The 21845-nt window shown below is 71.1% G+C and carries 21 protein-coding genes and 1 pseudogene; 3 read left to right on the top strand and 19 right to left on the bottom strand.

Features of this window, described 5'->3' with window-relative positions:
• Positions 1–47: 47 nt before the first annotated feature.
• From nusB to rpsD, 15 genes and pseudogenes are all read right to left on the bottom strand, one after another.
• Positions 48–482: a transcription antitermination factor NusB gene (gene nusB, locus AB0F13_RS27250; protein ID WP_362087677.1), complete on the bottom strand. Its 435-nt coding sequence runs from the start codon at positions 480–482 to the stop codon at positions 48–50.
• A gap of 2 nt (positions 483–484) precedes the next feature.
• The gene (gene efp / locus AB0F13_RS27245) at positions 485–1051 is read right to left on the bottom strand and encodes an elongation factor P (protein ID WP_362087674.1); all 567 of its coding nucleotides are present in this window, start codon (positions 1049–1051) and stop codon (positions 485–487) included.
• Between the two features lie 56 nt (positions 1052–1107).
• Positions 1108–2217 carry an aminopeptidase P family protein gene (locus AB0F13_RS27240; protein ID WP_362087671.1) on the bottom strand — a complete coding sequence of 370 codons (1110 nt, stop codon included), beginning with the start codon at positions 2215–2217 and terminating at the stop codon, positions 1108–1110.
• A 79-nt stretch (positions 2218–2296) separates the two neighbouring features.
• Positions 2297–2836 (bottom strand): annotated as a pseudogene (locus AB0F13_RS27235) (AAA family ATPase); the annotation flags it as partial.
• Positions 2837–3236: 400 nt separating this feature from the next.
• Entirely contained in the window at positions 3237–3677 is a 441-nt protein-coding gene (gene aroQ, locus AB0F13_RS27230) for a type II 3-dehydroquinate dehydratase (RefSeq protein WP_362087686.1), read from the bottom strand.
• Positions 3678–3682: 5 nt separating this feature from the next.
• Positions 3683–4774 carry a 3-dehydroquinate synthase gene (gene aroB, locus AB0F13_RS27225; RefSeq protein ID WP_362087668.1) on the bottom strand — a complete coding sequence of 364 codons (1092 nt, stop codon included), beginning with the start codon at positions 4772–4774 and terminating at the stop codon, positions 3683–3685.
• 7 nt (positions 4775–4781) lie between these two features.
• Positions 4782–5312, bottom strand: a complete 531-nt coding sequence (locus AB0F13_RS27220; RefSeq protein WP_362087666.1) for a shikimate kinase — start codon at positions 5310–5312, stop codon at positions 4782–4784.
• 11 nt (positions 5313–5323) lie between these two features.
• Positions 5324–6508 (bottom strand): chorismate synthase, encoded by a 1185-nt coding sequence (aroC, locus tag AB0F13_RS27215; protein WP_362087663.1) that lies wholly within the window; start codon positions 6506–6508, stop codon positions 5324–5326.
• A 255-nt stretch (positions 6509–6763) separates the two neighbouring features.
• Positions 6764–7600 (bottom strand): shikimate dehydrogenase, encoded by an 837-nt coding sequence (locus tag AB0F13_RS27210; RefSeq protein ID WP_362087683.1) that lies wholly within the window; start codon positions 7598–7600, stop codon positions 6764–6766.
• A 5-nt stretch (positions 7601–7605) separates the two neighbouring features.
• Positions 7606–9222 carry an endolytic transglycosylase MltG gene (mltG, locus tag AB0F13_RS27205; protein ID WP_362087660.1) on the bottom strand — a complete coding sequence of 539 codons (1617 nt, stop codon included), beginning with the start codon at positions 9220–9222 and terminating at the stop codon, positions 7606–7608.
• A gap of 125 nt (positions 9223–9347) precedes the next feature.
• Positions 9348–9812, bottom strand: a complete 465-nt coding sequence (gene ruvX / locus AB0F13_RS27200) for a Holliday junction resolvase RuvX (RefSeq protein ID WP_362087657.1) — start codon at positions 9810–9812, stop codon at positions 9348–9350.
• A 2-nt stretch (positions 9813–9814) separates the two neighbouring features.
• A complete protein-coding gene (gene alaS, locus AB0F13_RS27195; protein WP_362087654.1) occupies positions 9815–12484 on the bottom strand; it encodes an alanine--tRNA ligase in 2670 nt (889 codons plus the stop codon).
• Positions 12484–12813, bottom strand: coding sequence for a DUF6167 family protein (locus AB0F13_RS27190; protein ID WP_362087651.1), 330 nt, complete (start codon positions 12811–12813; stop codon positions 12484–12486). The genes alaS and AB0F13_RS27190 overlap by 1 nt, the downstream gene beginning before the upstream one ends.
• A gap of 8 nt (positions 12814–12821) precedes the next feature.
• Positions 12822–13271 carry a DUF948 domain-containing protein gene (locus tag AB0F13_RS27185; protein ID WP_362087648.1) on the bottom strand — a complete coding sequence of 150 codons (450 nt, stop codon included), beginning with the start codon at positions 13269–13271 and terminating at the stop codon, positions 12822–12824.
• Between the two features lie 249 nt (positions 13272–13520).
• On the bottom strand, positions 13521–14135 hold the full coding sequence (gene rpsD / locus AB0F13_RS27180; protein ID WP_362087645.1) for a 30S ribosomal protein S4: 615 nt from the start codon (positions 14133–14135) through the stop codon (positions 13521–13523).
• A gap of 188 nt (positions 14136–14323) precedes the next feature.
• On the opposite strand from rpsD, the gene AB0F13_RS27175 reads away from it, so the two are divergent.
• A complete protein-coding gene (locus tag AB0F13_RS27175; RefSeq protein ID WP_362087642.1) occupies positions 14324–15040 on the top strand; it encodes a DUF2470 domain-containing protein in 717 nt (238 codons plus the stop codon).
• A 123-nt stretch (positions 15041–15163) separates the two neighbouring features.
• Here the strand turns inward: AB0F13_RS27175 and AB0F13_RS27170 are convergent, their stop codons facing one another.
• The 4 genes from AB0F13_RS27170 to AB0F13_RS27155 all read right to left on the bottom strand — a co-directional run bounded on the left by AB0F13_RS27170 (position 15164) and on the right by AB0F13_RS27155 (position 19338).
• On the bottom strand, positions 15164–16531 hold the full coding sequence (locus tag AB0F13_RS27170) for a replication-associated recombination protein A (RefSeq protein ID WP_362087639.1): 1368 nt from the start codon (positions 16529–16531) through the stop codon (positions 15164–15166).
• Positions 16532–16613: 82 nt separating this feature from the next.
• Entirely contained in the window at positions 16614–17264 is a 651-nt protein-coding gene (locus tag AB0F13_RS27165; protein WP_362087636.1) for a vitamin K epoxide reductase family protein, read from the bottom strand.
• A gap of 80 nt (positions 17265–17344) precedes the next feature.
• Entirely contained in the window at positions 17345–18607 is a 1263-nt protein-coding gene (gene hisS / locus AB0F13_RS27160) for a histidine--tRNA ligase (protein WP_362087633.1), read from the bottom strand.
• Positions 18608–18618: 11 nt separating this feature from the next.
• The gene (locus AB0F13_RS27155) at positions 18619–19338 is read right to left on the bottom strand and encodes an MBL fold metallo-hydrolase (RefSeq protein ID WP_362087630.1); all 720 of its coding nucleotides are present in this window, start codon (positions 19336–19338) and stop codon (positions 18619–18621) included.
• A gap of 184 nt (positions 19339–19522) precedes the next feature.
• Between AB0F13_RS27155 and AB0F13_RS27150 the strand changes: the two genes are divergently transcribed.
• The gene (locus AB0F13_RS27150) at positions 19523–20341 is read left to right on the top strand and encodes a peptidylprolyl isomerase (protein ID WP_362087680.1); all 819 of its coding nucleotides are present in this window, start codon (positions 19523–19525) and stop codon (positions 20339–20341) included.
• A 208-nt stretch (positions 20342–20549) separates the two neighbouring features.
• Positions 20550–21779, top strand: a complete 1230-nt coding sequence (locus tag AB0F13_RS27145) for a DUF349 domain-containing protein (RefSeq protein WP_362087627.1) — start codon at positions 20550–20552, stop codon at positions 21777–21779.
• The last annotated feature ends 66 nt before the right edge of the window (positions 21780–21845 follow it).

Raw genomic sequence — 21845 nt, 5'->3', positions numbered from 1 at the left:
CATATCGGGAACCCATTGGGTTCCCCCCGCCCCCGGCGGTTCTCGTCTTAGTGGCTCTCGCGCCGAAGGCTCGGCTTGAGCTCCTTGAAACGACCGAGGAGGCCGTTGACAAAGGCGGGCGAGTCGTCGGTGGAGAACTCCTTGGCGAGCTGCACCGCCTCGTCGATCGCCACGGCGTCCGGGGTCTCGTCCTCCCAGATCAGCTCGTACGCGCCGAGCCGCACGATGCTCCGGTCCGCGGCCGGCATGCGGTCCAGGTCCCAGTCGATCGCATAGGTGGCGATCAGCTCGTCGATACGGGCGGCGCGCTCGGCGTAGCCCTCGATCAGCTGCATCGTGTACGGGTTGACCGGCGGCTGCCGGTCGTCCGACCGGGCGTGCCGGACCCAGTCCGCGAGGACGTCGCGCACCGGGCTCTCGCGCTGGTCGGCCTCGAAGAGGATCTGGAAGGCGCGCTTACGGGCCTTGCTGCGGGCGGACACGGTTAACTGTTCACCCGACCGAGGTAATCACCGGTGCGAGTGTCGACCTTGATCTTCTCACCCGTGGTGATGAAGAGCGGGACCTGGATCTCGTAGTCGGTCTCGAGCGTGGCGGGCTTGGAGCCACCGGTGGAGCGGTCGCCCTGGACACCCGGCTCGGTGTGCTTGATGACGAGCTCCACGGCGGCCGGCAGCTCGACGTAGAGGACGGAGCCCTCGTGCTGCGCGACGGTGGCCTCGAAGCCCTCGATCAGGAAGTTGGCGGCGTCGCCGACGGCCTTGCGCTCGACCATGAGCTGGTCGTACGTGCCCATGTCCATGAACACGAAGTACTCGCCGTCCATGTACGAGAACTGCATCGTGCGCTTGTCGACGGTGGCCGTCTCGACCTTCACGCCCGCGTTGAAGGTCTTGTCGACGACCTTGCCCGAGAGCACGTTCTTCAGCTTCGTACGGACGAAGGCGGGGCCCTTGCCGGGCTTGACGTGCTGGAACTCGACGACGGACCAGAGCTGGCCGCCTTCGAGCTTGAGCACCATGCCGTTCTTGAGGTCGTTCGTGGATGCCACGGTTGCGGTATCTCCTGAGACTGCGACTGGTGGAACCAGAAAGTGCGGTGCGCCGGCTAGAGCGCGAGCAGCTCTTTGGTCGTAATGGTGAGTAGCTCGGGTCCGCCGTCCGCCTCGGGGCGGACGACGAGCGTGTCATCGATCCGGACGCCGCCCCGCCCCGGGAGGTGTACTCCCGGATCTACGGTGACCGGCACGCAAGCGTCCAGTTTACCCATGGCCGAGGGCGCCAGCCTCGGGTCCTCGTCGTTTTCGAGTCCGACGCCGTGTCCGATGCGCGGTCCGACCCGCTCACCGTGGCCCGCGGCCTCCAGCACGACCCGCGCCGCGCGGTCCACATCGCGGTACTCCGCGCCCGGCGCGAGCGCCTCACGGCCCGCCCGCTGAGCGGCGAAGACCTGCTCGTACAGCTCGATCTGCCAGTCCGCGGGAGAAGTCCCGATGACGAAGGTACGAGCGATCTCGCTGCGGTAGCCACGATAGTCGGCGCCCAGGCAGACACTGAGGAAATCACCCTCCTCCACCCTGCGGTCGCTCGGCACGTGACCCGTCAGCCCCGAGTTCGGCCCGGCGCCCACGGACGTGGGGAAGGCCGCCCCGTCCGCCCCGTGGTCGATCAGCCGGCGCTCCAGTTCCAGCGCGAGATGACGCTCGGTCCGCCCGACGAGGATGGACTCCAGCAGCTCGCCCAGGGCCTGGTCGGCGATCTCGGCGGCGATCCGGAGCGAGGAGATCTCCTCGTCGTCCTTGACGATCCGCTGCTGTTCCACGGCCGTGCCGAGATCGTTCAGCAGCAGCCGGGGCGCGACCGAGCCCACGGCCCGGTGCCGGGCCACGGTCAGATGGTGCTCCTCCAGGGCGAGCGAGCGCGCCCCGGCCTCGGCGGCCCGCTCGGCGCCCGCGACGGCCGGGTCGCCCTCGGGCGTCGGCAGGACGAGGACGGGCAGGTCGTCGGCGGGCCGGCTGGCGCCCGTGACGTCCGCGAAGGGGTCGGTGGCGCACACCAGGACGTCCCGGTCCGGCCCGAGGAGCAGCGCCGCCCCGGCCGGCGCGCCGCCCACCAGATACCGCACATTGGCTCCGCCGGAGACCAGGGCGGCGTCACTGCCGCCCGCCTCGCACCGCTCGCGCAGCCGCGAGCGTCGTGCCGCGTACACCTCGGACATGCTTCCGAGCGTACGTTCGGCGGCGGATTCCGGCCTTTCCAGCGCCTCCGACCGGGCGTTCCCGGGGCGGGAAGGGCCGCTACCGCGCGGTCAGGGAGCGGGCCACGACCTCGTCGAGGAGCCGGGCGGTGGTGGCGACGTCCTGCTGGGAGTTGTCGATGATGGGCAGCCCTGAGCCGTACCAGCCCGCCATGCGGCCGTGGATGCGGGCGACCTCCTCGTCGCTGAGGCGGCGGTTGCCGCTCCGCTCGGCGTTGCGCTCCAGGACGACCTCCAGGCCCGGCAGCAGCACGACGGGCAGCAGCCCGGGGCCCACGTGCCGCTTCCAGCCGCCGAGGCCGACGACGGGCCGGTCGGGGAAGACGGCGTCGTCGAGGATGCACGAGATGCCGTTGGCGAGGAAGTTGCGGGCGGCGAAGCCGCAGGTGCGGCGGGCCAGGCGGTACTGCGCCTCGGAGTGGTCGTTCCAGCCGGACTGCGGGTCGGCGAAACCGGACCGCACCCACTCGCGGACGTCGTCCAGGCTGATGTGCGCGGTGGGCACCCGGCGGGTGTCCGCCCAGTGCCGGGCGACCGTCGTCTTGCCGGCGCCGGCCGGGCCGATCAGGAGCACCGCGACGGCGGCGGTGTGGGCCGCTCCCGCCGGCGGGAAGTGCCCGGTGGCCGCGTCCTGGCCGGGCGGGGGCGGCGGCACTGCCGGCATCGGGGGGTGCGTTGGCGGCCCCACGGGGTACTGCATCCGGTGGCACTCCGTCTCGTACGGGCGGCTGGTAGGGGCGGTGTTCTTCCCCTGGCCCGCCCCTTCCCGAAACCGGGGCTCCGCCCCGGACCCCGGTCCTCAAACGCCGGACGGGCTGAATTTCAGCCCGTCTGGGGGCACCTCCCAGCGGTAGCTGGGGGAGTTTGAGGACACCGCGCGCAGCGCGGTCCGGGGGTCCGGGGGCTTGCCCCCGGCTTCGGGTAGGGGCGGGTCAGGGGAAAGAGTAAGCTCTCCGATCCCCACCGTGGGAACGGCCCCGTCAGCCCCCGAGTTCCTCCGCCAACGCCCGCAGCGCCAGCCGGTACGAGCCGATGCCGAACCCGGCGACCGTGCCGCTGGCGACCGCCGCGATGACGGAGGTGTGACGGAACTCCTCCCGGGCGTACGGGTTGGAGATGTGCACCTCGATCAGCGGCGCGGTGCGCTGCGAGGCGGCGTCGCGCATGGCGTACGAGTAGTGCGTGAACGCGCCGGGGTTGATGACGACGGGCACCGAGCCGTCGGCGGCCTCGTGCAGCCAGCGGACCAGTTCGCCCTCGTCGTTGGTCTCCCGCACCTCCACGTCGAAGCCGAGCTCCGCGCCGAGCCTGCCGCACTCCTCGACCAGCCCCTTGTAGGAGGTCGAGCCGTACACGTCCGGCTCGCGGGAGCCCAGCCGGCCGAGGTTGGGCCCGTTGAGGACCAGGACCCGGCGGCTCACGCCGCTCACGCCGCGATCTCGGCGTGTGCGGCCAGCAGCATCGCCGGGTCCGGTCCCTCCAGGACCGTGGGCCTGGCCAGGCCGTCCAGGACGATGAAGCGCAGCCGGTCGCCGCGGGTCTTCTTGTCGACCTTCATGGTCTCCAGCAGCTTGGGCCACTGGTCACCCCGGTAGGTGACGGGCAGGCCCACGGAGGTGAGGACCTCCCGGTGCCGGTCGGCGGTCGCGTCGTCCAGGCGGCCCGCGATCCGGCCGAGCTCGGCGGCGAAGACCATGCCGACGGAGACCGCCGCGCCGTGCCGCCAGTTGTAGCGCTCGTTCTTCTCGATGGCGTGGGCGAGGGTGTGCCCGTAGTTGAGGATCTCGCGCAGGCCCGACTCCTTCAGGTCCGAGGAGACGACGTCGGCCTTGACCCGGATCGAGCGCTCGATCAGCTCGGCGGTGTGCGGGCCCTGGGGCGTGCGGGCGGCCTCGGGGTCGGCCTCGATGAGGTCGAGGATCGCCGGGTCGGCGATGAACCCCGCCTTGATGATCTCGGCGAGCCCGCTGACGTAGTCGTGGACCGGCAGTGACTCCAGCGCGGCCAGGTCGCACAGGACGGCGGCCGGCGGGTGGAAGGCGCCGACGAGGTTCTTGCCCTCGGCGGTGTTGATGCCCGTCTTGCCGCCGACGGCCGCGTCGACCATGCCGAGCACGGTGGTGGGCACCGCGATCCAGCGCACCCCGCGCAGCCAGGTGGCGGCCACGAACCCGGCCAGGTCGGTGGTGGCGCCGCCGCCGACGCCGACGATGACGTCGGTGCGGGTGAAGTTGGTCTGCCCCAGCGCCTTCCAGCAGTAGGCGGCGACCTCGACGGTCTTGGACTCCTCGGCGTTGGGCAGCTGGATCGCGATGGCCTCGTAGCCCTGCTCGGCGAGGTCCTGGCGGAGCACCTCGCCGGTCTCGGCGAGCGCCTCGGGATGCAGCACGGCCACGCGCTTGGCCTGGGCGCCGATCAGGCCGGGCAGCTCGCCCAGCAGCCGGCGCCCGACCAGGACCTCGTACGGCGCGGTGCCGGCACTGCCGGCGACCTGGATACGGGTGGGTGCGTCGGTCATGCGTTCCTCACTGCGTGGTGTCCGGTGTGTGGGCCCGGGGCAGCTCGAGCGCCTCCATCACGGCGTCGGCTACCTGGGCCGGGGTGCGGCCGCCGGTGCCGACGACGGCGCGGGCGACCTCGGTGTAGAGCGGGCGGCGCGCCTCCATCAGCTCGCGCCACCGCTTGCGGGGGTTGACGGCGAGCAGCGGGCGCGGGGCGTCGAGGCCCACCCGGCGGACGGCGTCGGCGAGCTCGACGTCGAGGAAGACCACGGGCAGGTCCCTGAGCAGGGCGCGCGTGCCCGGGTCCAGGACGGCGCCGCCGCCGAGGGCGAGCACCCCGGGATGCTCGGCCACGGCGGCGGCCACGGCCTGCCGCTCCAGCTCGCGGAAGTGCGGCTCGCCCTCGTCGATGAAGATCTCCGGAATGGGCTTGCCGGCCACCTGCTCGATGTCGGCGTCGGTGTCCCGGTAGCCGGTGCCCAGCCGCTCGGCGAGCAGGGCACCGATGGTGGACTTGCCCGCTCCGGGCGGGCCCACCAGGACGGCTACGGGCATGACGGGTGGTGTCACTTGATGGCCAGGTTGTCGAGGTAGCCCTGGACGTTGCGGCGGGTCTCGGTGACGCTGTCGCCGCCGAACTTCTCCACGACCGCGTCCGCCAGGACCAGGGCCACCATGGCCTCGGCCACGATGCCGGCGGCCGGGACCGCGCACACGTCGGAGCGCTGGTGGTGCGCCTGGGCCGCCTCGCCGGTGGCGACGTCGACGGTGGCCAGCGCGCGGGGCACGGTGGCGATGGGCTTCATGGCCGCCCGTACGCGCAGCAGCTCGCCCGTCGTCAGGCCGCCCTCGGTGCCGCCGGAGCGGCCGGAGGTGCGGCGGATGCCGTCCTCGGTCGCCACGATCTCGTCGTGCGCCTTGGAGCCGGGCACCCGGGCCAGCTCGAAGCCGTCGCCGACCTCGACGCCCTTGATGGCCTGAATGCCCATCAGGGCGGCGGCCAGGCGGGCGTCCAGGCGGCGGTCCCAGTGGACGTGCGAGCCCAGGCCCACCGGTACGCCGTAGGCGAGGACCTCGACGACGCCGCCGAGGGTGTCGCCGTCCTTGTGCGCCTGGTCGATCTCGCCGACCATCGCCTTGCTCGCGTCCGCGTCCAGGCAGCGCACCGGGTCGGCGTCCAGCTTCTCGACGTCGGAGGGCCGGGGCAGGACGCCGTAGGGGGCCTTGGCCCCCGCCAGCTCCACCACGTGCGAGACGATCTCGATGCCGGCCGTCTCCTTGAGGAAGGAGCGGGCGACGGCACCGAGGGCGACGCGGGCGGCGGTCTCGCGGGCGGAGGCGCGCTCGAGGATCGGCCGGGCATCGGCCACGCCATACTTCTGCATGCCCGCCAGGTCGGCGTGGCCGGGGCGGGGCCGGGTCAGCGGGGCGTTGCGGGCCAGCTCGGCCAGCTCGGCGGGGTCCACGGGGTCGGCCGCCATGACCTTTTCCCATTTGGGCCACTCGGTGTTGCCGATCATGACCGCGACCGGGGAGCCCATGGACAGGCCGTGGCGGACACCGCCGAGGAAGGTGACCTGGTCGCGCTCGAACTTCATGCGCGCGCCGCGCCCATAACCGAGGCGTCGCCGGGCCAGGTGGTCCGCCACCATCTCGGTGGTGATCGGCACGCCGGCGGGAAGACCCTCCAGCGTCGCCACGAGTGCGGGGCCGTGCGACTCCCCCGCGGTCAGCCAGCGCAACCTGCTCAACGGTGCTCCTCAGTGCCTGGGCCATGCGAAATGCTGCTTCGATCCTCCCATGAGCCAGGGCGGGTCCAGGCGTGAGGTCCACGGTTCGGACGTGTCCGTGAGAGGCGGCGGGGCGGCGCGCTACGCGGCCGCCCCATCCCCGCGAGTGCGGGGAGCACCAAGCCGACCTCGCCGGCATCCAGAATTACGGAGGCTCACCTCCGCAGCCGCGGAGAAATACCTGCCATCCGATTCAACGCGGACAGCGGCAGCAGGTCACGCGCTGCGCGCCGCCAGCGCCGCCTCGCCCGCGGCGCGCATGGCGGCCAGCGGGGCGGGCGTGCGGCCGGTCATCTGCTCGACCTGGAGCACCGCCTGGTGCACCAGCAGGTCCAGGCCGCCCAGGACCGTGCCACCGCGCTCCGCCCAGGCGGCGGCCAGCGGGGTCGGCCAGGGCTCGTAGAGGACGTCGAAGAGCGTGCCCGGGCGTGCGGGCACCGCGCCCGCGAGGCCGTCGGTGGCCCCGGCCGGGGTGGTGGCGACGACCAGCGGCGCGGCGAGGGCCTCGGCGGCCCGCGACCAGTCGGCGGTGCGTACGGCCACCCCGAGGCGCTCCCCCCACTGCCGCATCTCGGCGGCGCGCCCGGCGCTGCGGACGTAGGCGGTGACCTCGCCGGTGCAGATCCTGGCGAGGGCCGCGAGCGCCGACGAGGCGGTGGCTCCGGCGCCGAGGACGGCGGCGGAGTCCACCTTCTCGACGCCGCGTTCCCGCAGGGCCGCCGCGATGCCGGGGATGTCGGTGTTGTCGCCGACGCGGCGGCCGTCGCCGGTCAGGACGACGGTGTTGACGGCCCCGACGGACTCCGCGGTGGCGCTGACGGAGTCCAGCAGCGGGATCACCGCCCGCTTGAGCGGCATGGTCAGCGAGAGCCCGGCCCAGGTGTCGTCGAGGCCGTCCAGGAAGGCGGGCAGGGCCGCCTCGTCGACCTCGAACCGGTCGTACGTCCACTCCCGCAGGCCGAGCTCCGCGTAGGCCGCCCGGTGCAGCACCGGGGACAGCGAGTGGGCGATCGGCGAACCGAGCACGGCCGCGCGGTGGCGGCCCTCCCTCACCCGACTCACTGCGTCTTCCGGCTCTTGTTGAACTCGTCCACGAGCTTCTGGTGCTCCTGCAGGTTCTTGGTGAACGTCGTCTTCTCGTTGATGGAGACGAAGTAGTACCAGTCGCCCTGCTCGGGATCCATCGCCGCCTTGAGCGCCTGCTCACCGGGGTTGCCGATGGGGCCGGGAGGCAGACCCTTGTAGAAGTACGTGTTGTACCGGTCGTCGTAGGCGCGGATCTGCTTGGGGCTCAGGTCCAGCTTGCTCTGGTTCTTCAGGTAGTTGTACGTCGAGTCGAACTCCAGCTTGCCGTTCGTCTCGGTGTTGGTGGGCTTGAGGCGGTTGTAGACGACCCGCGACATCTTGCGGAAGTCGTCGTGCGTCATGCCCTCCGCGTTGACCAGGCTCGCCACGGTGATCAGCTGCAGCGGGGACTTCAGGCCCAGCTCCCGGGCCTTGCCCTCCAGGTCCTGCTTGGCGTAGTTCTCCTTGGCCCGCGCGACCATCTGCTTGAGAATGGCCTCCGGCTTGGTCCCCTTGCCCGCGCTGTACTGCGACGGGTAGAGGAAGCCCTCCAGAGGGTCCTTGATGTTCGGGTCGGTGTTCGCCCACTCGGGCAGCCCGAGGTTCTTCGCCTGGCTCTTGGCGATGTCCTTGGTCGTGCCCGCCTGGAGACCGAGCTTCTCGTCGATCGCGCCGTAGATCTGGACGGCCCGCCTGCCCTCGGCGATGGTCAGGAAGTTCGCGGTGTTGGTCATCATCTCGACGGCCGCCGCGCCCGACATCTCCTTGCGCAGGGTGTACGTGCCGGCCTGGATGGCCTTGCCCTTGGGGCTCTTGCCCGCGGCCTCGGTGAAGGCGCCGACGCTCTTGACCACACCGGCCTTCTGCAGCGCCTGGCCCATCTGGGTCAGGCTCGAGGCCTTGGGGATCTCGACCTGTACCTCGCCGGTGCCCTCGCCCTCGAAGTCGGGCGCGGCACCGAAGTGGGTCTGCCAGTAGTCGTAGGCGAGGTAGCCGCCACCGCCCACGACGCCGACGAGCACGACGGCGATCAGCAGGCATGCGGTGCCGCTGCGCCGCTTGTTCTTCTTCTCCCGGCCCTTGCCCTTGCCGCGGCGCTCACGGCCCCGGCCGCGCCCCTCGCGCGGCTCCGGGTCGTCGCCGGCCGGCTGGGACGGGATGTCGGCCGGGGCGTCGAAGAGGGAGAGCTTGTCCTCGTCGGGCTCCTCGCGCCACTCCTCGCGCGGCTCCTCGCGTGCGGGTGCCTGCGGCTGCGCGGACCGGTCGTCCTGCTGCCCGTGCTGCTGCTCCCCGGCGTAGGGGGCCTGCTGCTGCGGCGGGTAGCCGTGGTTGCCGGTGTCGTACTCGTAGTAGTCCGACGGGCCGCCCGCGTACGTGCCGGAGTGCCCGGGGTACGGGCCGCCCTGCTCCGCCGCGGCGTAGGGGGCGGGACCCCCCGCGCCCTGCGAGGGGTCCCAGCCGTACTGCTGCTGCTCCGGGTGGGGCTGCTGGCCATAGGGAGGCTGCGACTGCTGCTGCGCGTACTGCTGCCCGTTGTATCCCTGGTCCCCGTAGAGGGGGTCCTCGGGATGCCACGGTTGGGAGCCGGAACCCCGGCCGTACTCAGTCATCTATCCCCTAGAGCCGCACAGCGGCAGCGTTGGGTGCCCGGTGATGCGCACACGTCCGATGTCTGGTCCTGCCCGGAAGACATTCGAACAGCTGCCATGTCGCGCGGAACGTTACCGTATTGCGATCAGATGACCACTTCGACGGCCTCGCCCGGAGGCCGCCCGGAGACCTTCTCGATCTCCAGGGCATTCTGCAGGATCACCACGGCGGCCGCCTGGTCGACGAACGAGCGGCCCTTCTTCGAGCTGACGCCGGAGGCGCGCAGTCCCTGCGCGGCCGTGACGGTCGTCATCCGCTCGTCGACCAGCCGGACGGGCACCGGAGCGATCCGGCGGGCCATCTCCCTGGCGAAGGTCCGCACCTTGGCCGCGGCCGGCCCCTCTCCCCCCTTGAGGGAGCGGGGCAGGCCGACGACGACCTCGACCGGCTCGTACTCCGCGACGATCGCCGCGAGCCGCTTGTGGGCCTGCGGGATGTCGCGGCCCGGAACGGTCTCGACCGGGGTGGCGAGGATCCCGTCGGGGTCGCACGAGGCGACCCCGATCCGGGCGTCCCCGACATCCACGGCGATACGTCTGCCTCGTCGCACGGTCAGGCCGCTTCCGCCACGAGACGCTCGACGGCGGCCACGGCCTCGTCGACGGCCTCGGGGTTCTGGCCGCCGCCCTGGGCGACGTCCGGCTTGCCGCCGCCTCCGCCACCGAGGGTCTTGGCGGCGGTACGCACCAGCTCGCCGGCCTTGAGACCGCGCTCGCGAGCGGCCTCGTTGGTGGCGATGACGGTCAGCGGACGGCCGTTGACCACGGTGAACAGGGCCACGACAGCCGGGCGGCCGCCCTGGATGCGGCCACGGACGTCCAGGACCAGCTTGCGCAGGTCGTCGGCGCCGGTGCCGTCCGGCACCCGGCCGATGGCCAGGGCCACGCCGTGGACGTCCCTGGCGCCCTCGGCGAGGCCGGCGGCGGCCTGCAGCACCTTCTCGGCGCGGAAGCGCTCGATCTCCTTCTCGGCGTCCTTGAGCTTGGCGAGCATGCCGGAGATCTTCTCCGGGAGCTCCTCGGGACGGCCCTTGACCAGCTCGGTGAGCTGGGCGACGACCGTGTGCTCCTTGGCCAGGAAGTTGTAGGCGTCGGCACCGACCAGGGCCTCGACGCGGCGCACTCCGGAGCCGATCGAGGACTCGCCGAGCAGCTTCACCAGGCCCAGCTGGGCGGTGTTGGCGACGTGCGTGCCGCCGCACAGCTCCTTGGAGAAGTCGCCGATGGTCACGACGCGCACACGCTCGCCGTACTTCTCGCCGAACTCGGCGATGGCACCCGCCTTCTTGGCCTCGTCGATGCTCATGACCTCGGCGTGGACGTCGAGCTCACGGGAGAGGACCTCGTTGATCCGCTGCTCGACGTCCGTGAGGACCGAGCCGGGCACGGCGGCCGGCGAACCGAAGTCGAAGCGGAAGCGGCCGGGAGAGTTCTCCGAGCCGGCCTGGGCGGCCGTCGGGCCCAGCGCGTCGCGCAGCGCCTGGTGGGTCAGGTGGGTGGCGCTGTGGGCACGGGCGATGGCGCGGCGGCGCGTGACGTCGATGGAGGCGTGGACGGAGGCGCCCACGGTGACCTCACCGACCTGGACGACGCCCTTGTGGACGCTGACGCCCGGGACGGGCTTCTGCACGTCGCGGATCTCGATGACGGCACCGTTGTCGAGCCTGATGCGGCCGCTGTCGGCGAGCTGGCCGCCGCCCTCGGCGTAGAAGGGGGTGCGGTCCAGGACGACCTCGACCTCGTCGCCCTCGGAGGCGGCCGGGGAGGAGACGCCGTCGACGAGCAGGCCGACGATCGTGGCCTCGTTCTCGGTCAGGGCGTAGCCGGTGAAGTCGGTCTCGCCGGCGGTGTCGGCGACCTCGCGGTAGGCGGACAGGTCGGCGTGGCCGGTCTTCTTGGCCTTGGCGTCGGCCTTGGCGCGCTCGCGCTGCTCCTTCATCAGGCGGCGGAAGCCGTCCTGGTCCACGGACAGGCCCTGCTCGGCGGCCATCTCGAGGGTGAGGTCGATCGGGAAGCCCCAGGTGTCGTGGAGCAGGAACGCCTTGTCGCCGGCCAGGACCGTGCCACCGGCGGCCTTGGTCTCGGTCACGGCGGTGTCGAGGATGTTGGTGCCGCCCTTGAGGGCCTTGAGGAAGGCGGCCTCCTCGGCGAGCGCGACGGTCTCGACGCGCTTGCGGTCGCTCAGCAGCTCGGGGTACTGCTGGCCCATCGTGCGGATGACGACGTCGAGCAGCTCGGCGACGACCGGGCCAGTGGCGCCGAGCAGGCGCATGTTGCGGATGGCGCGGCGCATGATGCGGCGCAGCACGTAGCCGCGGCCCTCGTTGCCGGGGGTCACGCCGTCGCCGATGAGCATCGTGGAGGTGCGCATGTGGTCGGCGACCACGCGCAGCGCGACATCGGTGTCCTTGGTGGCGCCGTAGCGCACGTCCGTCAGCTCGGTGGCCTTGTCGATGACGACACGCAGGGTGTCGGTCTCGTACATGTTCTGCACGCCCTGCAGGATCATCGCCAGGCGCTCGAGGCCGAGGCCGGTGTCGATGTTCTTGCTGGGCAGGTCGCCGAGGATCGGGAAGTCTTCCTTCCCGTCGCCGGCGCCGCGCTCGTACTGCATGAAGACCAGGTTCCAGATCTCCACGTAGCGCTCGTCGTTGACGGCCGGGCCGCCCTCGATGCCGAACTCGGGGCCACGGTCGTAGTTGATCTCGGAGCACGGTCCGCACGGGCCGGGAACGCCCATGGACCAGTAGTTCTCCTTCTTGCCCAGGCGCTGGATGCGCTGGGCGGGCACGCCGACGACGTCGCGCCAGATGCGCTCGGCCTCGTCGTCGTCGAGATAGACGGTGATCCAGAGCTTCTCCGGCTCCAGGCCGTAGCCGCCGTCCGCCACGGGAGTCGTCAGCAGCTCCCAGGCGTACTTGATGGCGCCTTCCTTGAAGTAATCGCCGAAGGAGAAGTTGCCGCACATCTGGAAGAACGTGCCGTGCCGGGTGGTCTTGCCGACCTCTTCGATGTCCGGGGTGCGGACACACTTCTGCACGCTGGTGGCGCGCGGGAAGGGCGGCTTGACCTCGCCGAGGAAGTACGGCTTGAACGGGACCATGCCCGCCGGGACCAGCAGGAGCGTCGGGTCGTCCGCGATGAGCGACGCCGACGGCACGACGGTGTGCCCACGCTCCTCGAAGAAGCGCAGCCAGCGCCTGCGGATTTCAGCCGACTCCATCAGTGGTCCTCTTTCCGGGTGAACGAGTTGTAGGTGTGCTGCTGCTCGAGAGCGACGAGGCGTCGCTGTTCGGGGAGCGCACGGTGATCGGGCCCGGGCGGCACGGCCGTCAGGCCGAGCGCGTCCTTGAGCGCCGCCTCACGGTGTGCCATGCCCTCGCGCACGTCCAGGGCGAAGAGCTTGACCTTGCGGCCCGCGATGACGGCGCGGTCGGCCGCCTGCAGGGCCAGGCTCTCGGGCGTGAGCTTGGCGAGCTTGCGGTTGACCTTCGTGGTGGCCCAGACACCGGCTGCGACACCGGTGGTGAACCAGAACGTGCGGCGGAACATCTGTGGGGTCAACCCTTCTTGCGGGTACGGCGGCTGCCGCGCCGGGCGGACGGCAGCTCCTGGCCGACGGTTTTGCCGACGAAGACGCTCCCGCTGCCCTGCCGTGCGGGCTCGGCCTTGCGGCCCATCGCGCGCCGCACGCCGTAGCCGAACGCGGCGACCTTCACCAGGGGCCCGCCGAAGGCGGTGGAGACGGTCGAGGAGAGCGCGGAGGCGTTCGCGGTGACTTCCTGGACGTCCGCGGCGATCGAGTCGACGCGGGCGAGCTGGGTGTTCGCGGAGCGGACGGTGGCGGAGGCCTCGGCCAGCAGCGGCACGGCCTGCTCGGTGACGTCGGCGACCAGCCGGGTGGCCGCCTTCAGCGTCTGCGCCAGCCGCACCAGCACGAGGGCGATGAAGGACACGAGGATCGCCCAGAAGACGGCCACGAGGATCCCGGCCACCTCTCCACCGGACACGCTGCACCGCTCCCTAGCTGGTTCGTCGTCGCTTGTCTGCACCTTCCCGGGTACAGGTACCGACCTTATCGCGCCGTGCCTGCGCGCCCCTACCGCATTACCGGTCCGTACGGCACGGATGTACGAGCATCCGCGGACCGGGAAAACGCGCCAGCCCGCCGGCTCGCCGGCCGTGAGGGCCGGAGAGACGACGGGCTGGGCAGAAGGAGAGTGAGACTCCCCCACTGTTCTCCTGGGAGTGCCCCCGGATCAGCGGGCGTAGTACTCGACGACGAGCTGCTCGTCGCAGATCACGGGGATCTCCTTGCGGTTCGGGTCCCGGTCCAGGCGGAAGGCCAGCGCCGGCAGGTTGACCTGCAGGTAGCGCGGGGTCTCGCCATCGGTGTCGTAGCCACCGGCCATGGCGACCTGGAAGGGGTGCTTGGCGCGGCTGCGCTCGCGGACCATCACGACGTCGTTCGGACGGACGCGGAAGGACGGCTTGTCGACCTTGCCACCGTTGACCTCGATGTGGCCGTGGACGACCATCTGGCGGGCCTGGTAGATGGTGCGGGCGATGCCCGAACGCAGGACCAGCGCGTCGAGGCGGCGCTCGAGCTCGACGACCAGCGCCTCGCCCGTCTTGCCCTCGGCCTTCTTGGCGCGGTCGTAGGCACGCGCCATCTGGCGCTCGCTGATGTCGTACTGGGCGCGCAGACGCTGCTTCTCGAGCAGACGGACCTTGTAGTCCGAGTTCTGCTTGCGGCCACGGCCGTGCTCGCCCGGCGGGTAGGGGCGGGCCTCGAAGTACTTGACGGCCTTCGGCGTCAGCGCAATGCCGAGCGCGCGAGACTTCTTGACCTTGGGACGCGACTGGTTAGGCACGTTCTCCAGACCTCCGTTGTAAGTTAGGTTAGGCTTACCTTACTCAAGGAGATCGCATGTCTCGTCCGGGGAACACCAGTCACATCACGGACAGCACAAAGAAGGCCGACGCTACTGATGGCGTCGACGCGACGGAGGTCCGATCAGATCGTGGTCAGCCGCGTCCCAGCGGACTTGATATCGCACGGATGCCGTCAGCAGCCGAGCGCACACGAACTCTCGTACAGAGTACATGCTCCGCGGTACTGCTGATTCCCGGGATGAGCGGGACCGTCCCCGACCAGCTGATGCCGGACGCCCGGACCGTGGGCCGGGACGGCGAGGTGTTCCTGGTGCTGCCCGCCGATTCCCCGGCCGTACGGGCCGCCACGCACGCCCAGGACGACGAGCTGGCGGCGGTACTGGAGCTCACGGATGTGGCGCCCGTCTCGGTGCCCAACCGTATCCGGGGCCGCGCCTGGCTGTCCGGCTGGCTCACGAGCGTGCCCGGGGTGGCCGAGCCGGGCCGGATGCTGCTGCGGCTGGAACTGGGTGAGCTGAGCGTCGACGACCTGTGGGGCGCGGAGAGCGTGGAGCCGGAGCAGTTCGCCAAGGCCCTCGCCGATCCCCTGGTGACGCACGAGGCGGAACTGCTGCAGCACCTGGCCTCCGGCCACGGCGACCAGGTGCGCGGCCTGTGCACGCTGCTCGGCGACCGCGAGAGCGCCGCCTGGGACACTTACGCCTCGGCGGTGCCGGTGGCCCTTGACCGCTTCGGACTGCGGGTGCGCTTCACACGCCGCCACGGGGGCGGCACGGCGGCCGACCGCTCCTTCGACGCACGCTTCGAGTTCCCGGAACCGGTGCGCGACGTCGCGGAGCTTCGCACGGCGATGCACACCTTGTTCGAAGCCGCGGGGCACTGACCGAGTCCTCAAACGCCGGACGGGCTGAATGTCAGCCAGTCCGGCGTTTGAGGACACAGCACAGCAGCCCGTCCGGCGATTGAGGACCGGGGTCCGGGGCGGAGCCCCGGTTGCGGTGCGGTCCTACTCCGCAGACGGCGGCTGCTCACCCCGCAGACGCGAACGCACCCGCTCCACCACATCCGCGTACCGCGCCTCCGCCCCGTACCGCGTCGGCTCGTAGTACCGCTTTCCATGCACCGCGTCCGGCGCGTACTGCTGCGCCGCGATGCCGCCCGGCACGTCGTGCGGGTAGGTGTACCCCTGCCCGTGGCCCAGCTTCTGGGCGCCCTTGTAGTGGCTGTCCCGCAGATGCGCCGGGACCGGCCCGGCCAGGCCCGCGCGGACGTCCGCCAGGGCCGCGTCGATCGCCAGATACGCGGCGTTGGACTTCGGGGCCAGCGCCAGCGCCACCGCGACCTGGCTCAGCGTGATCCGCGCCTCGGGGAAACCGATCATCGCGACGGCCTGCGCGCCGGCGACCGCCGTCTGCAGGGCCGTGGGGTCGGCCAGGCCGATGTCCTCGCTCGCCGAGATCATCAGCCGGCGCGCGATGAACCGCGGGTCCTCTCCCGCTTCGATCATCCGGGCCAGGTAGTGCAGCGTCGCGTCGACGTCGGAGCCGCGGATGGACTTGATGAGCGCGCTGGCGACGTCGTAGTGCTGGTCGCCGTCGCGGTCGTACTTCACCGCGGCCCGGTCGACGGCGCCCTCCAGCGTCTCCAGGCTGATCCCGTCCTCGCCCTTGGCGATCGCCGAGCCGGCCCCTGCCTCCAGCGCCGTCAGCGCGCGGCGGGCATCGCCGCCGGCGATGCGCAGCAGATGCGCCTCGGCGTCCTCGGTCAGGGTCACCGCACCGCCGAGCCCCCGCTCGTCGGTCAGGGCCCGGCGGATGAGCGCGCGCAGGTCGTCATCCGTCAGGGCCTGCAGGGTCAGCAGCAGGGAGCGGGAGAGCAGCGGGGAGATGATCGAGAAGTAGGGATTCTCCGTCGTGGCCGCGATGAGGGTGACCCAGCGGTTCTCGACGGCGGGCAGCAGGGAGTCCTGCTGGGCCTTGCTGAAGCGGTGGATCTCGTCCAGGAAGAGGACGGTCTCCTTGCCGTAGCCACCCGAGGCGCGGCGGGCGCCGTCGATGACGGCCCGTACCTCCTTGACGCCCGCGGTGATCGCGGACAGCTCGACGAAGCGCTTGTTGGTGGCCTGGCTGACCACATAGGCGAGCGTCGTCTTGCCGATGCCCGGCGGGCCCCAGAGGATCACCGAGGAGGGGCCGGCGGGACCGCCGCTGCCCTCCCCCACCAGTCGGCGCAGCGGGCTGCCCTGCTTGAGCAGATGGCCCTGGCCGACCACCTCGTCGAGGGTGCGGGGGCGCATACGGACGGCCAGAGGACTGCCGGCCGGGTCCTTCTGCTGGCGGTCCTCTGCGGCTGCGGTGAACAGGTCGGGCTCCACGCTCGGAACCCTATGCCACGCCACTGACAACGCCGCCGGACCTTGTGGTCCGGCGGCGTTGGTGATCGGAGCGGGGCGGCGGTCAGGCCGTGCTGCCCGTCCAGAACCACCACCACTTGGTGAGGATCAGCATGCCGATCACGCCGATCCACAGCACCGGCACCACCCAGTGGAACTCCAGCAGGCCCCGCTTGAGCCCCTCCGGGGCGGGGATGAAGCCGTGGCGGAGGTTCTGCACGGTCACGTACCAGAACATGACGATCGTGGCGACCCAGGCCAGGCAGCACCACAGGCACAGCGACCCGATGACGTACAGCGACTCGTACTGCAGCCACGTGACGAAGCCGACCCCGAAGAGGCAGCCGGCCTCCATGCCCAGCCAGTACCAGCGGGGGAAGCGGGCCCCGCCGAGCAGCCCGAGGCCGATGGCGATGATCACGCTGTAGGTGGCCAGGCCCAGCATCGGGTTGGGGAACCCGAAGGCGTGGGCCTGCTCGCTCTTCATGATGTTGCCGCAGGAGACGATGGGGTTCAGGCTGCAGCCCGGCACGAAGTTCGGGTCTTCCAGCAGCTTGAACTTGTCGAGCGTGATGACCCAGGACGCCAGCAGCCCCATCGCTCCGGTGATCACGAGCAGCAACGCAAACGCACGGCCGCCGCCCACCGCACCGGTGGCAGGGCCGTCCCGCTCCGCACCATCGGTGTCGGAACGGTCAAGTGCCGAAGTCGTCATAGCGCCGTCGATCCCATCAGTAGGCGGTTGCCGCCCATTCTGCACCAAGGCCCTTTTCATCAGCCCTGAGCGGCCAGTAATCAGCCCTGAGCGGCCAGCAGTTCACTCACCACGGTGTCGAACGGGACGGCCTTCTGCTCGCCGCTCTCCAGGTCCTTGAGCTGCACGACGCCCTCGGCCAGGTCCCGCTCGCCCGCCACGAGCGCGAAGCGCGCACCTGAGCGGTTGGCCGACTTCATGGCGTTCTTCAGGCCCTTCCCGCCGAAGGCGAAGTCCGTCGCGACGCCCGCCCGGCGCAGCTCGGTCACCAGGCCGAAGAGCACCCGGCGGGCCTCCTCGCCCAGCGGCACGGCGAAGACCTGGGTGACGGCGGGCAGTTCGAGCTCGATGCCCTCCGCCTTCAGGGCCAGCACCGTGCGGTCCACACCGAGCGCCCAGCCCACGGACGGCAGCGCGGGGCCGCCGATCATCTCGGACAGGCCGTCGTAGCGGCCGCCGCCGCCCACTGCGGACTGCGAGCCGAGGCCGCCGTGGACGAACTCGAAGGTGGTGCGGGTGTAGTAGTCCAGGCCACGCACGAGCTTCTCGTCGTCCTCGAAGGCGACGCCGGCGGCGGTCAGCAGTTCGCGGACCTGCTCGTGGTACTCCTTGCACGCCTCGCACAGGTGGTCGCGGAGCATGGGGGCGCCGACGAGCTGCTTCTGTACGGCCTCGCGCTTGTCGTCGAGGACGCGCAGCGGGTTGATCTCGATGCGGCGGCGGGTGTCCTCGTCCAGGTCGAGCTCGCGCAGGAAGTCCTGCAGGGCGGCCCGGTAGGCGGGGCGGCACTCCTTGTCACCGAGCGAGTTCAGCAACAGGCGGAAGTCGGTCAGGCCGAGCGACTTGTAGGCGTCGACGGCCAGGATGATCAGCTCGGCGTCCAGCGCCGGGTCCTCCGCGCCGATCGCCTCGGCGCCGACCTGCGAGAAGTGGCGGTAGCGGCCGGCCTGCGGGCGCTCGTAGCGGTAGTACGAACCGGAGTACCAGAGCTTGACGGGGAGGTTGCCGGCCTTGTGGAGGTTGGCCTCCAGCGCGGCGCGCAGAACGGAGGCGGTGCCCTCGGGGCGCAGGGCGAGCTCGTCGCCGCCGCGCGTGGTGAGGGTGTACATCTCCTTGGTGACGATGTCGGTGGACTCGCCGACGCCGCGGGAGAACAGCTCGACCTGCTCGAAGCCGGGGGTCTCGATGTAGCCGTAGCCGGCCCGCTTGAGCGGTGCGGAGATGGCCTCGCGCACGGCGAGGTAGACGGCCGAGTCGGGCGGGGTCAGGTCGTAGGTGCCCTTGGGGGCCTTGAAGGTGCTCACGGAAGCTCTCGTCACATTCCTCGTCGCGGGGCGGCGGTGCCGCCTCCGTGGCCGAACGGCGTCTGTGCCACTTCCCGCAGGTACGGGTTGGTGGCGCGCTCGTGGCCGATGGTCGTCTGGGGGCCGTGGCCGGACAGCACCACGGTCGAGTCGTCCAGGGGCAGGCACACGCGGGCCAGCGACTGGAGCATCTCGGTGTGGTCACCGCCGGGCAGGTCGGTGCGTCCGATGGAGCCGGCGAACAACAGGTCGCCCGAGAAGAACACCGACGGGACGTCGGAGGCCTCGGGCATCCGGAAGGTCACCGACCCCTTGGTATGGCCGGGCGCGTGCGCGACGGTGAACTCCAGCCCCGCGAGGTCGAGCCGGCTGCCGTCGGTCAGCTCCTTGACGTCGTCCGGCTCGCCGATGGTGAGCTCGCCCATGAGCTGCTGCCCGATGGAGCGGCCGAGCGCCCTCTCCGGGTCGCTCATCATGTAGCGGTCGGCGGGGTGGATCCAGGCCGGGACGTCATGGGCGCCGCACACCGGGACGACCGAGGCGACGTGGTCGAGGTGGCCGTGGGTGAGGACGACGGCGACGGGCTTGAGCCGATGCTTCTTCAGTGCTTCTTCGACGCCCTGGGCCGCCTCGTGGCCCGGGTCGATGATCACGCACTCCTCGCCTGCGGCAGGGGCGACCAGGTAGCAGTTGGTCCCCCAGGCCCCGGCGGGGAACCCGGCAATGAGCACGTTCGTCCTTAAAGATCGGTCGGTATCGGTCGGTAGGAGTCCTGGCGGGAGCCCCCGGCGGGGAAACCCGACCGCCTCAGAGCCTACCGGCGGCACTCCCGCCGCGGCGAACCCGTATACGGTACGGGCACACTCGCGATATACGGCTTATGACATGCACGTCACGGCACGAGAAGAGGACCCGGTGGTCAATAACGAGCAGCGGCGGCGGCAGCTCGCCCGGGAGAAGTTCGAGCGGCAGCAGCAGCGCCGCGAGGCGGCGCGGCGCAAGGCCCGCCGCCGCAACGCGGTGATCGCCGCCGGTCTCGCCGTGGTGCTGGCCGCGGGTGCGACCGCGTATGCCACGGGCGCGCTCTCCGGCGACGACAAGAAGGACAAGACCGACACCGCCGCGGACAGCGCCCCGAGCCCCAAGAAGGGGCCGGACCCGTGCGCCAAGCCCGCTCCGGGCTCCCCCTCCGCCAAGACGTGGAAGTCCGAACCGGAGATGAGCGTCGAGACGTCGGCGTCGTACGCGATGGACCTCAGGACGACGTGCGGCTCGATCGACGTCAAGCTCGACGCCGCGAACGCCCCGCACACGGTCAACTCCTTCGAGTTCCTGGCCAAGGAAGGGTTCTTCGACCACTCCAAGTGCCACCGGCTCACCACCGGCGGCATCTATGTCCTGCAGTGCGGCGACCCGAAGGGCATCGGCCAGGGCGGCCCCGGCTACACGCTGCCGGACGAGAACCTGAAGGACTCCCGCCTCAAGGGCAATGTCTATCCGGCGGGCACCGTCGCGATGGCCAACACCGGCCAGCCGCACACCGGTGGCAGCCAGTTCTTCCTCGTCTACCAGGACAGCCAGCTGCCGCCGCAGTACACGCCCTTCGGCACCATCGGCGCCGAAGGGATGAAGACGCTGAAGAAGATCGCCGGCGCGGGCGAAAACAGTGGGGCGGGCGACGGGGCCCCCAACGCCACCGTGGTGATCGACAAGGCGGCGGTGACCAGAAACTGACGCCCGGACGGCGAAATTTCGGTCGCGCGGGATACGGACAGCCGGGCCGCCGTTCGCCTATGTTGGCGTTGTGTAGGGTGCCTGCTCCGACGGCTGTAAGCACCCGGATGATCAAGCCGTCGGACCGGCCAGGGCGCGGCCCTGCCCGGAACAACTGTGGACGATGCGCGGGCCGCACACCGGCCCGGCATCATGTGGAGGAGGCGCTGTGAGCAGCGACCCGTGGGGCCGCGTCGATGAGACGGGGACCGTGTACGTGCGTACCGCCGACGGAGAGCAGGTCGTCGGCTCGTGGCAAGCGGGGTCTCCCGAGGAGGCTCTGGCTTACTTCGAGCGCAAGTACGAGGGCCTGGTCGTGGAGATCGGCCTCCTCGAGCGGCGGGTCAGGACGACCGACCTGTCGGCCAAGGACGCGATGACCGCGATCGACCACCTGCGCACCCAGGTCGACGAGCACCATGCGGTGGGCGATCTGGCCGCGCTGCGGGAGCGGCTGGACAAGCTGGTCTCCACCGTCGAATCGCGCCGCGAGGAGCGCAAGGCGGCCAAGGCCAAGCAGTCCGATGAGGCCCGTACGGCCAAGGAGGCGCTGGTCGCCGAGGCCGAGGAGCTGGCGGCGAGCGAGCAGTGGCGGTCGGCCGGCGAGCGGCTGCGCTCCCTGGTCGACACCTGGAAGGGCCTGCCCCGGCTGGACCGCAAGACGGACGACGAGCTGTGGCACCGCTTCTCGCACGCCCGCTCGGCGTTCTCCAAGCGGCGCAAGGCGCACTTCGCCTCGCTGGACGCGCAGCGCGAGGAGGCCCGTAAGACCAAGGAGAGGCTGGTCGCCGAGGCCGAGGCGCTCGCCGGGTCCACGGACTGGGGCCCGACGGCCGCCCGCTACCGCGACCTGATGACCGAGTGGAAGGCCGCCGGCCGCGCACAGCGCGAGGCGGAGGACGAGCTGTGGACCCGTTTCCGGGGCGCCCAGGACGTCTTCTTCCAGGCGCGCAGCGAGGTGTTCGCGGAGCGGGACGCCGAGCAGCAGGGCAACCTCACGCTGAAGGAGCAGCTGGTCATCGAGGCCGAGAAGCTGCTCCCGATCGCGGACCTGAAGTCGGCGCGGGCCGCGTTCCGGTCGATCAACGAGCGCTGGGAGGCCATCGGCCATGTGCCGCGCGACGCCCGGCCGAAGATCGAGGGCAGGGTGCACGCGGTCGAGCGCGCCATCCAGGAGGCCGAGGAGGCCGAGTGGCGGCGTACGAACCCCGAGGCGCGGGCCCGTGCGGCCGGCCTGACGGGCCAGCTGCAGTCGGCGGTCGACAAGCTGCAGGAGCAGGTCGACAAGGCGCGCGCGGCGGGCAATGACGCCAAGGCGGACAAGCTCTCCAAGGAGCTCGAGGGCCGCAGGGCGCTGCTGGACCAGGCCCTGAAGGGCCTGGAGGAGTTCGGCGGCTGATACCGCACGCTGACCGACATGCGTAAGGGGCTCCGGCTATAGCCGGAGCCCCTTACGCATGTCGGT

Source organism: Streptomyces sp. NPDC026206, from assembly GCF_040638465.1.
Lineage (GTDB): Bacteria > Actinomycetota > Actinomycetes > Streptomycetales > Streptomycetaceae > Streptomyces.
This window is presented reverse-complemented; position numbering and strand designations above follow the sequence as displayed.

Bases quoted from the DNA above. Each gene is read 5' to 3' on its own strand.
- AB0F13_RS27240 (WP_362087671.1), bottom strand. From the start codon at position 2,217: ATGTCCGAGGTGTACGCGGCACGACGCTCGCGGCTGCGCGAGCGGTGC.
- AB0F13_RS27220 (WP_362087666.1), bottom strand. From the start codon at position 5,312: ATGCCCGTAGCCGTCCTGGTGGGCCCGCCCGGAGCGGGCAAGTCCACC.
- AB0F13_RS27175 (WP_362087642.1), top strand. From the start codon at position 14,324: ATGCCGTCAGCAGCCGAGCGCACACGAACTCTCGTACAGAGTACATGC.
- AB0F13_RS27190 (WP_362087651.1), bottom strand. From the start codon at position 12,813: ATGTTCCGCCGCACGTTCTGGTTCACCACCGGTGTCGCAGCCGGTGTC.
- aroB (WP_362087668.1), bottom strand. From the start codon at position 4,774: ATGACCGACGCACCCACCCGTATCCAGGTCGCCGGCAGTGCCGGCACC.
- mltG (WP_362087660.1), bottom strand. From the start codon at position 9,222: ATGACTGAGTACGGCCGGGGTTCCGGCTCCCAACCGTGGCATCCCGAG.
- alaS (WP_362087654.1), bottom strand. From the start codon at position 12,484: ATGGAGTCGGCTGAAATCCGCAGGCGCTGGCTGCGCTTCTTCGAGGAG.
- AB0F13_RS27165 (WP_362087636.1), bottom strand. From the start codon at position 17,264: ATGACGACTTCGGCACTTGACCGTTCCGACACCGATGGTGCGGAGCGG.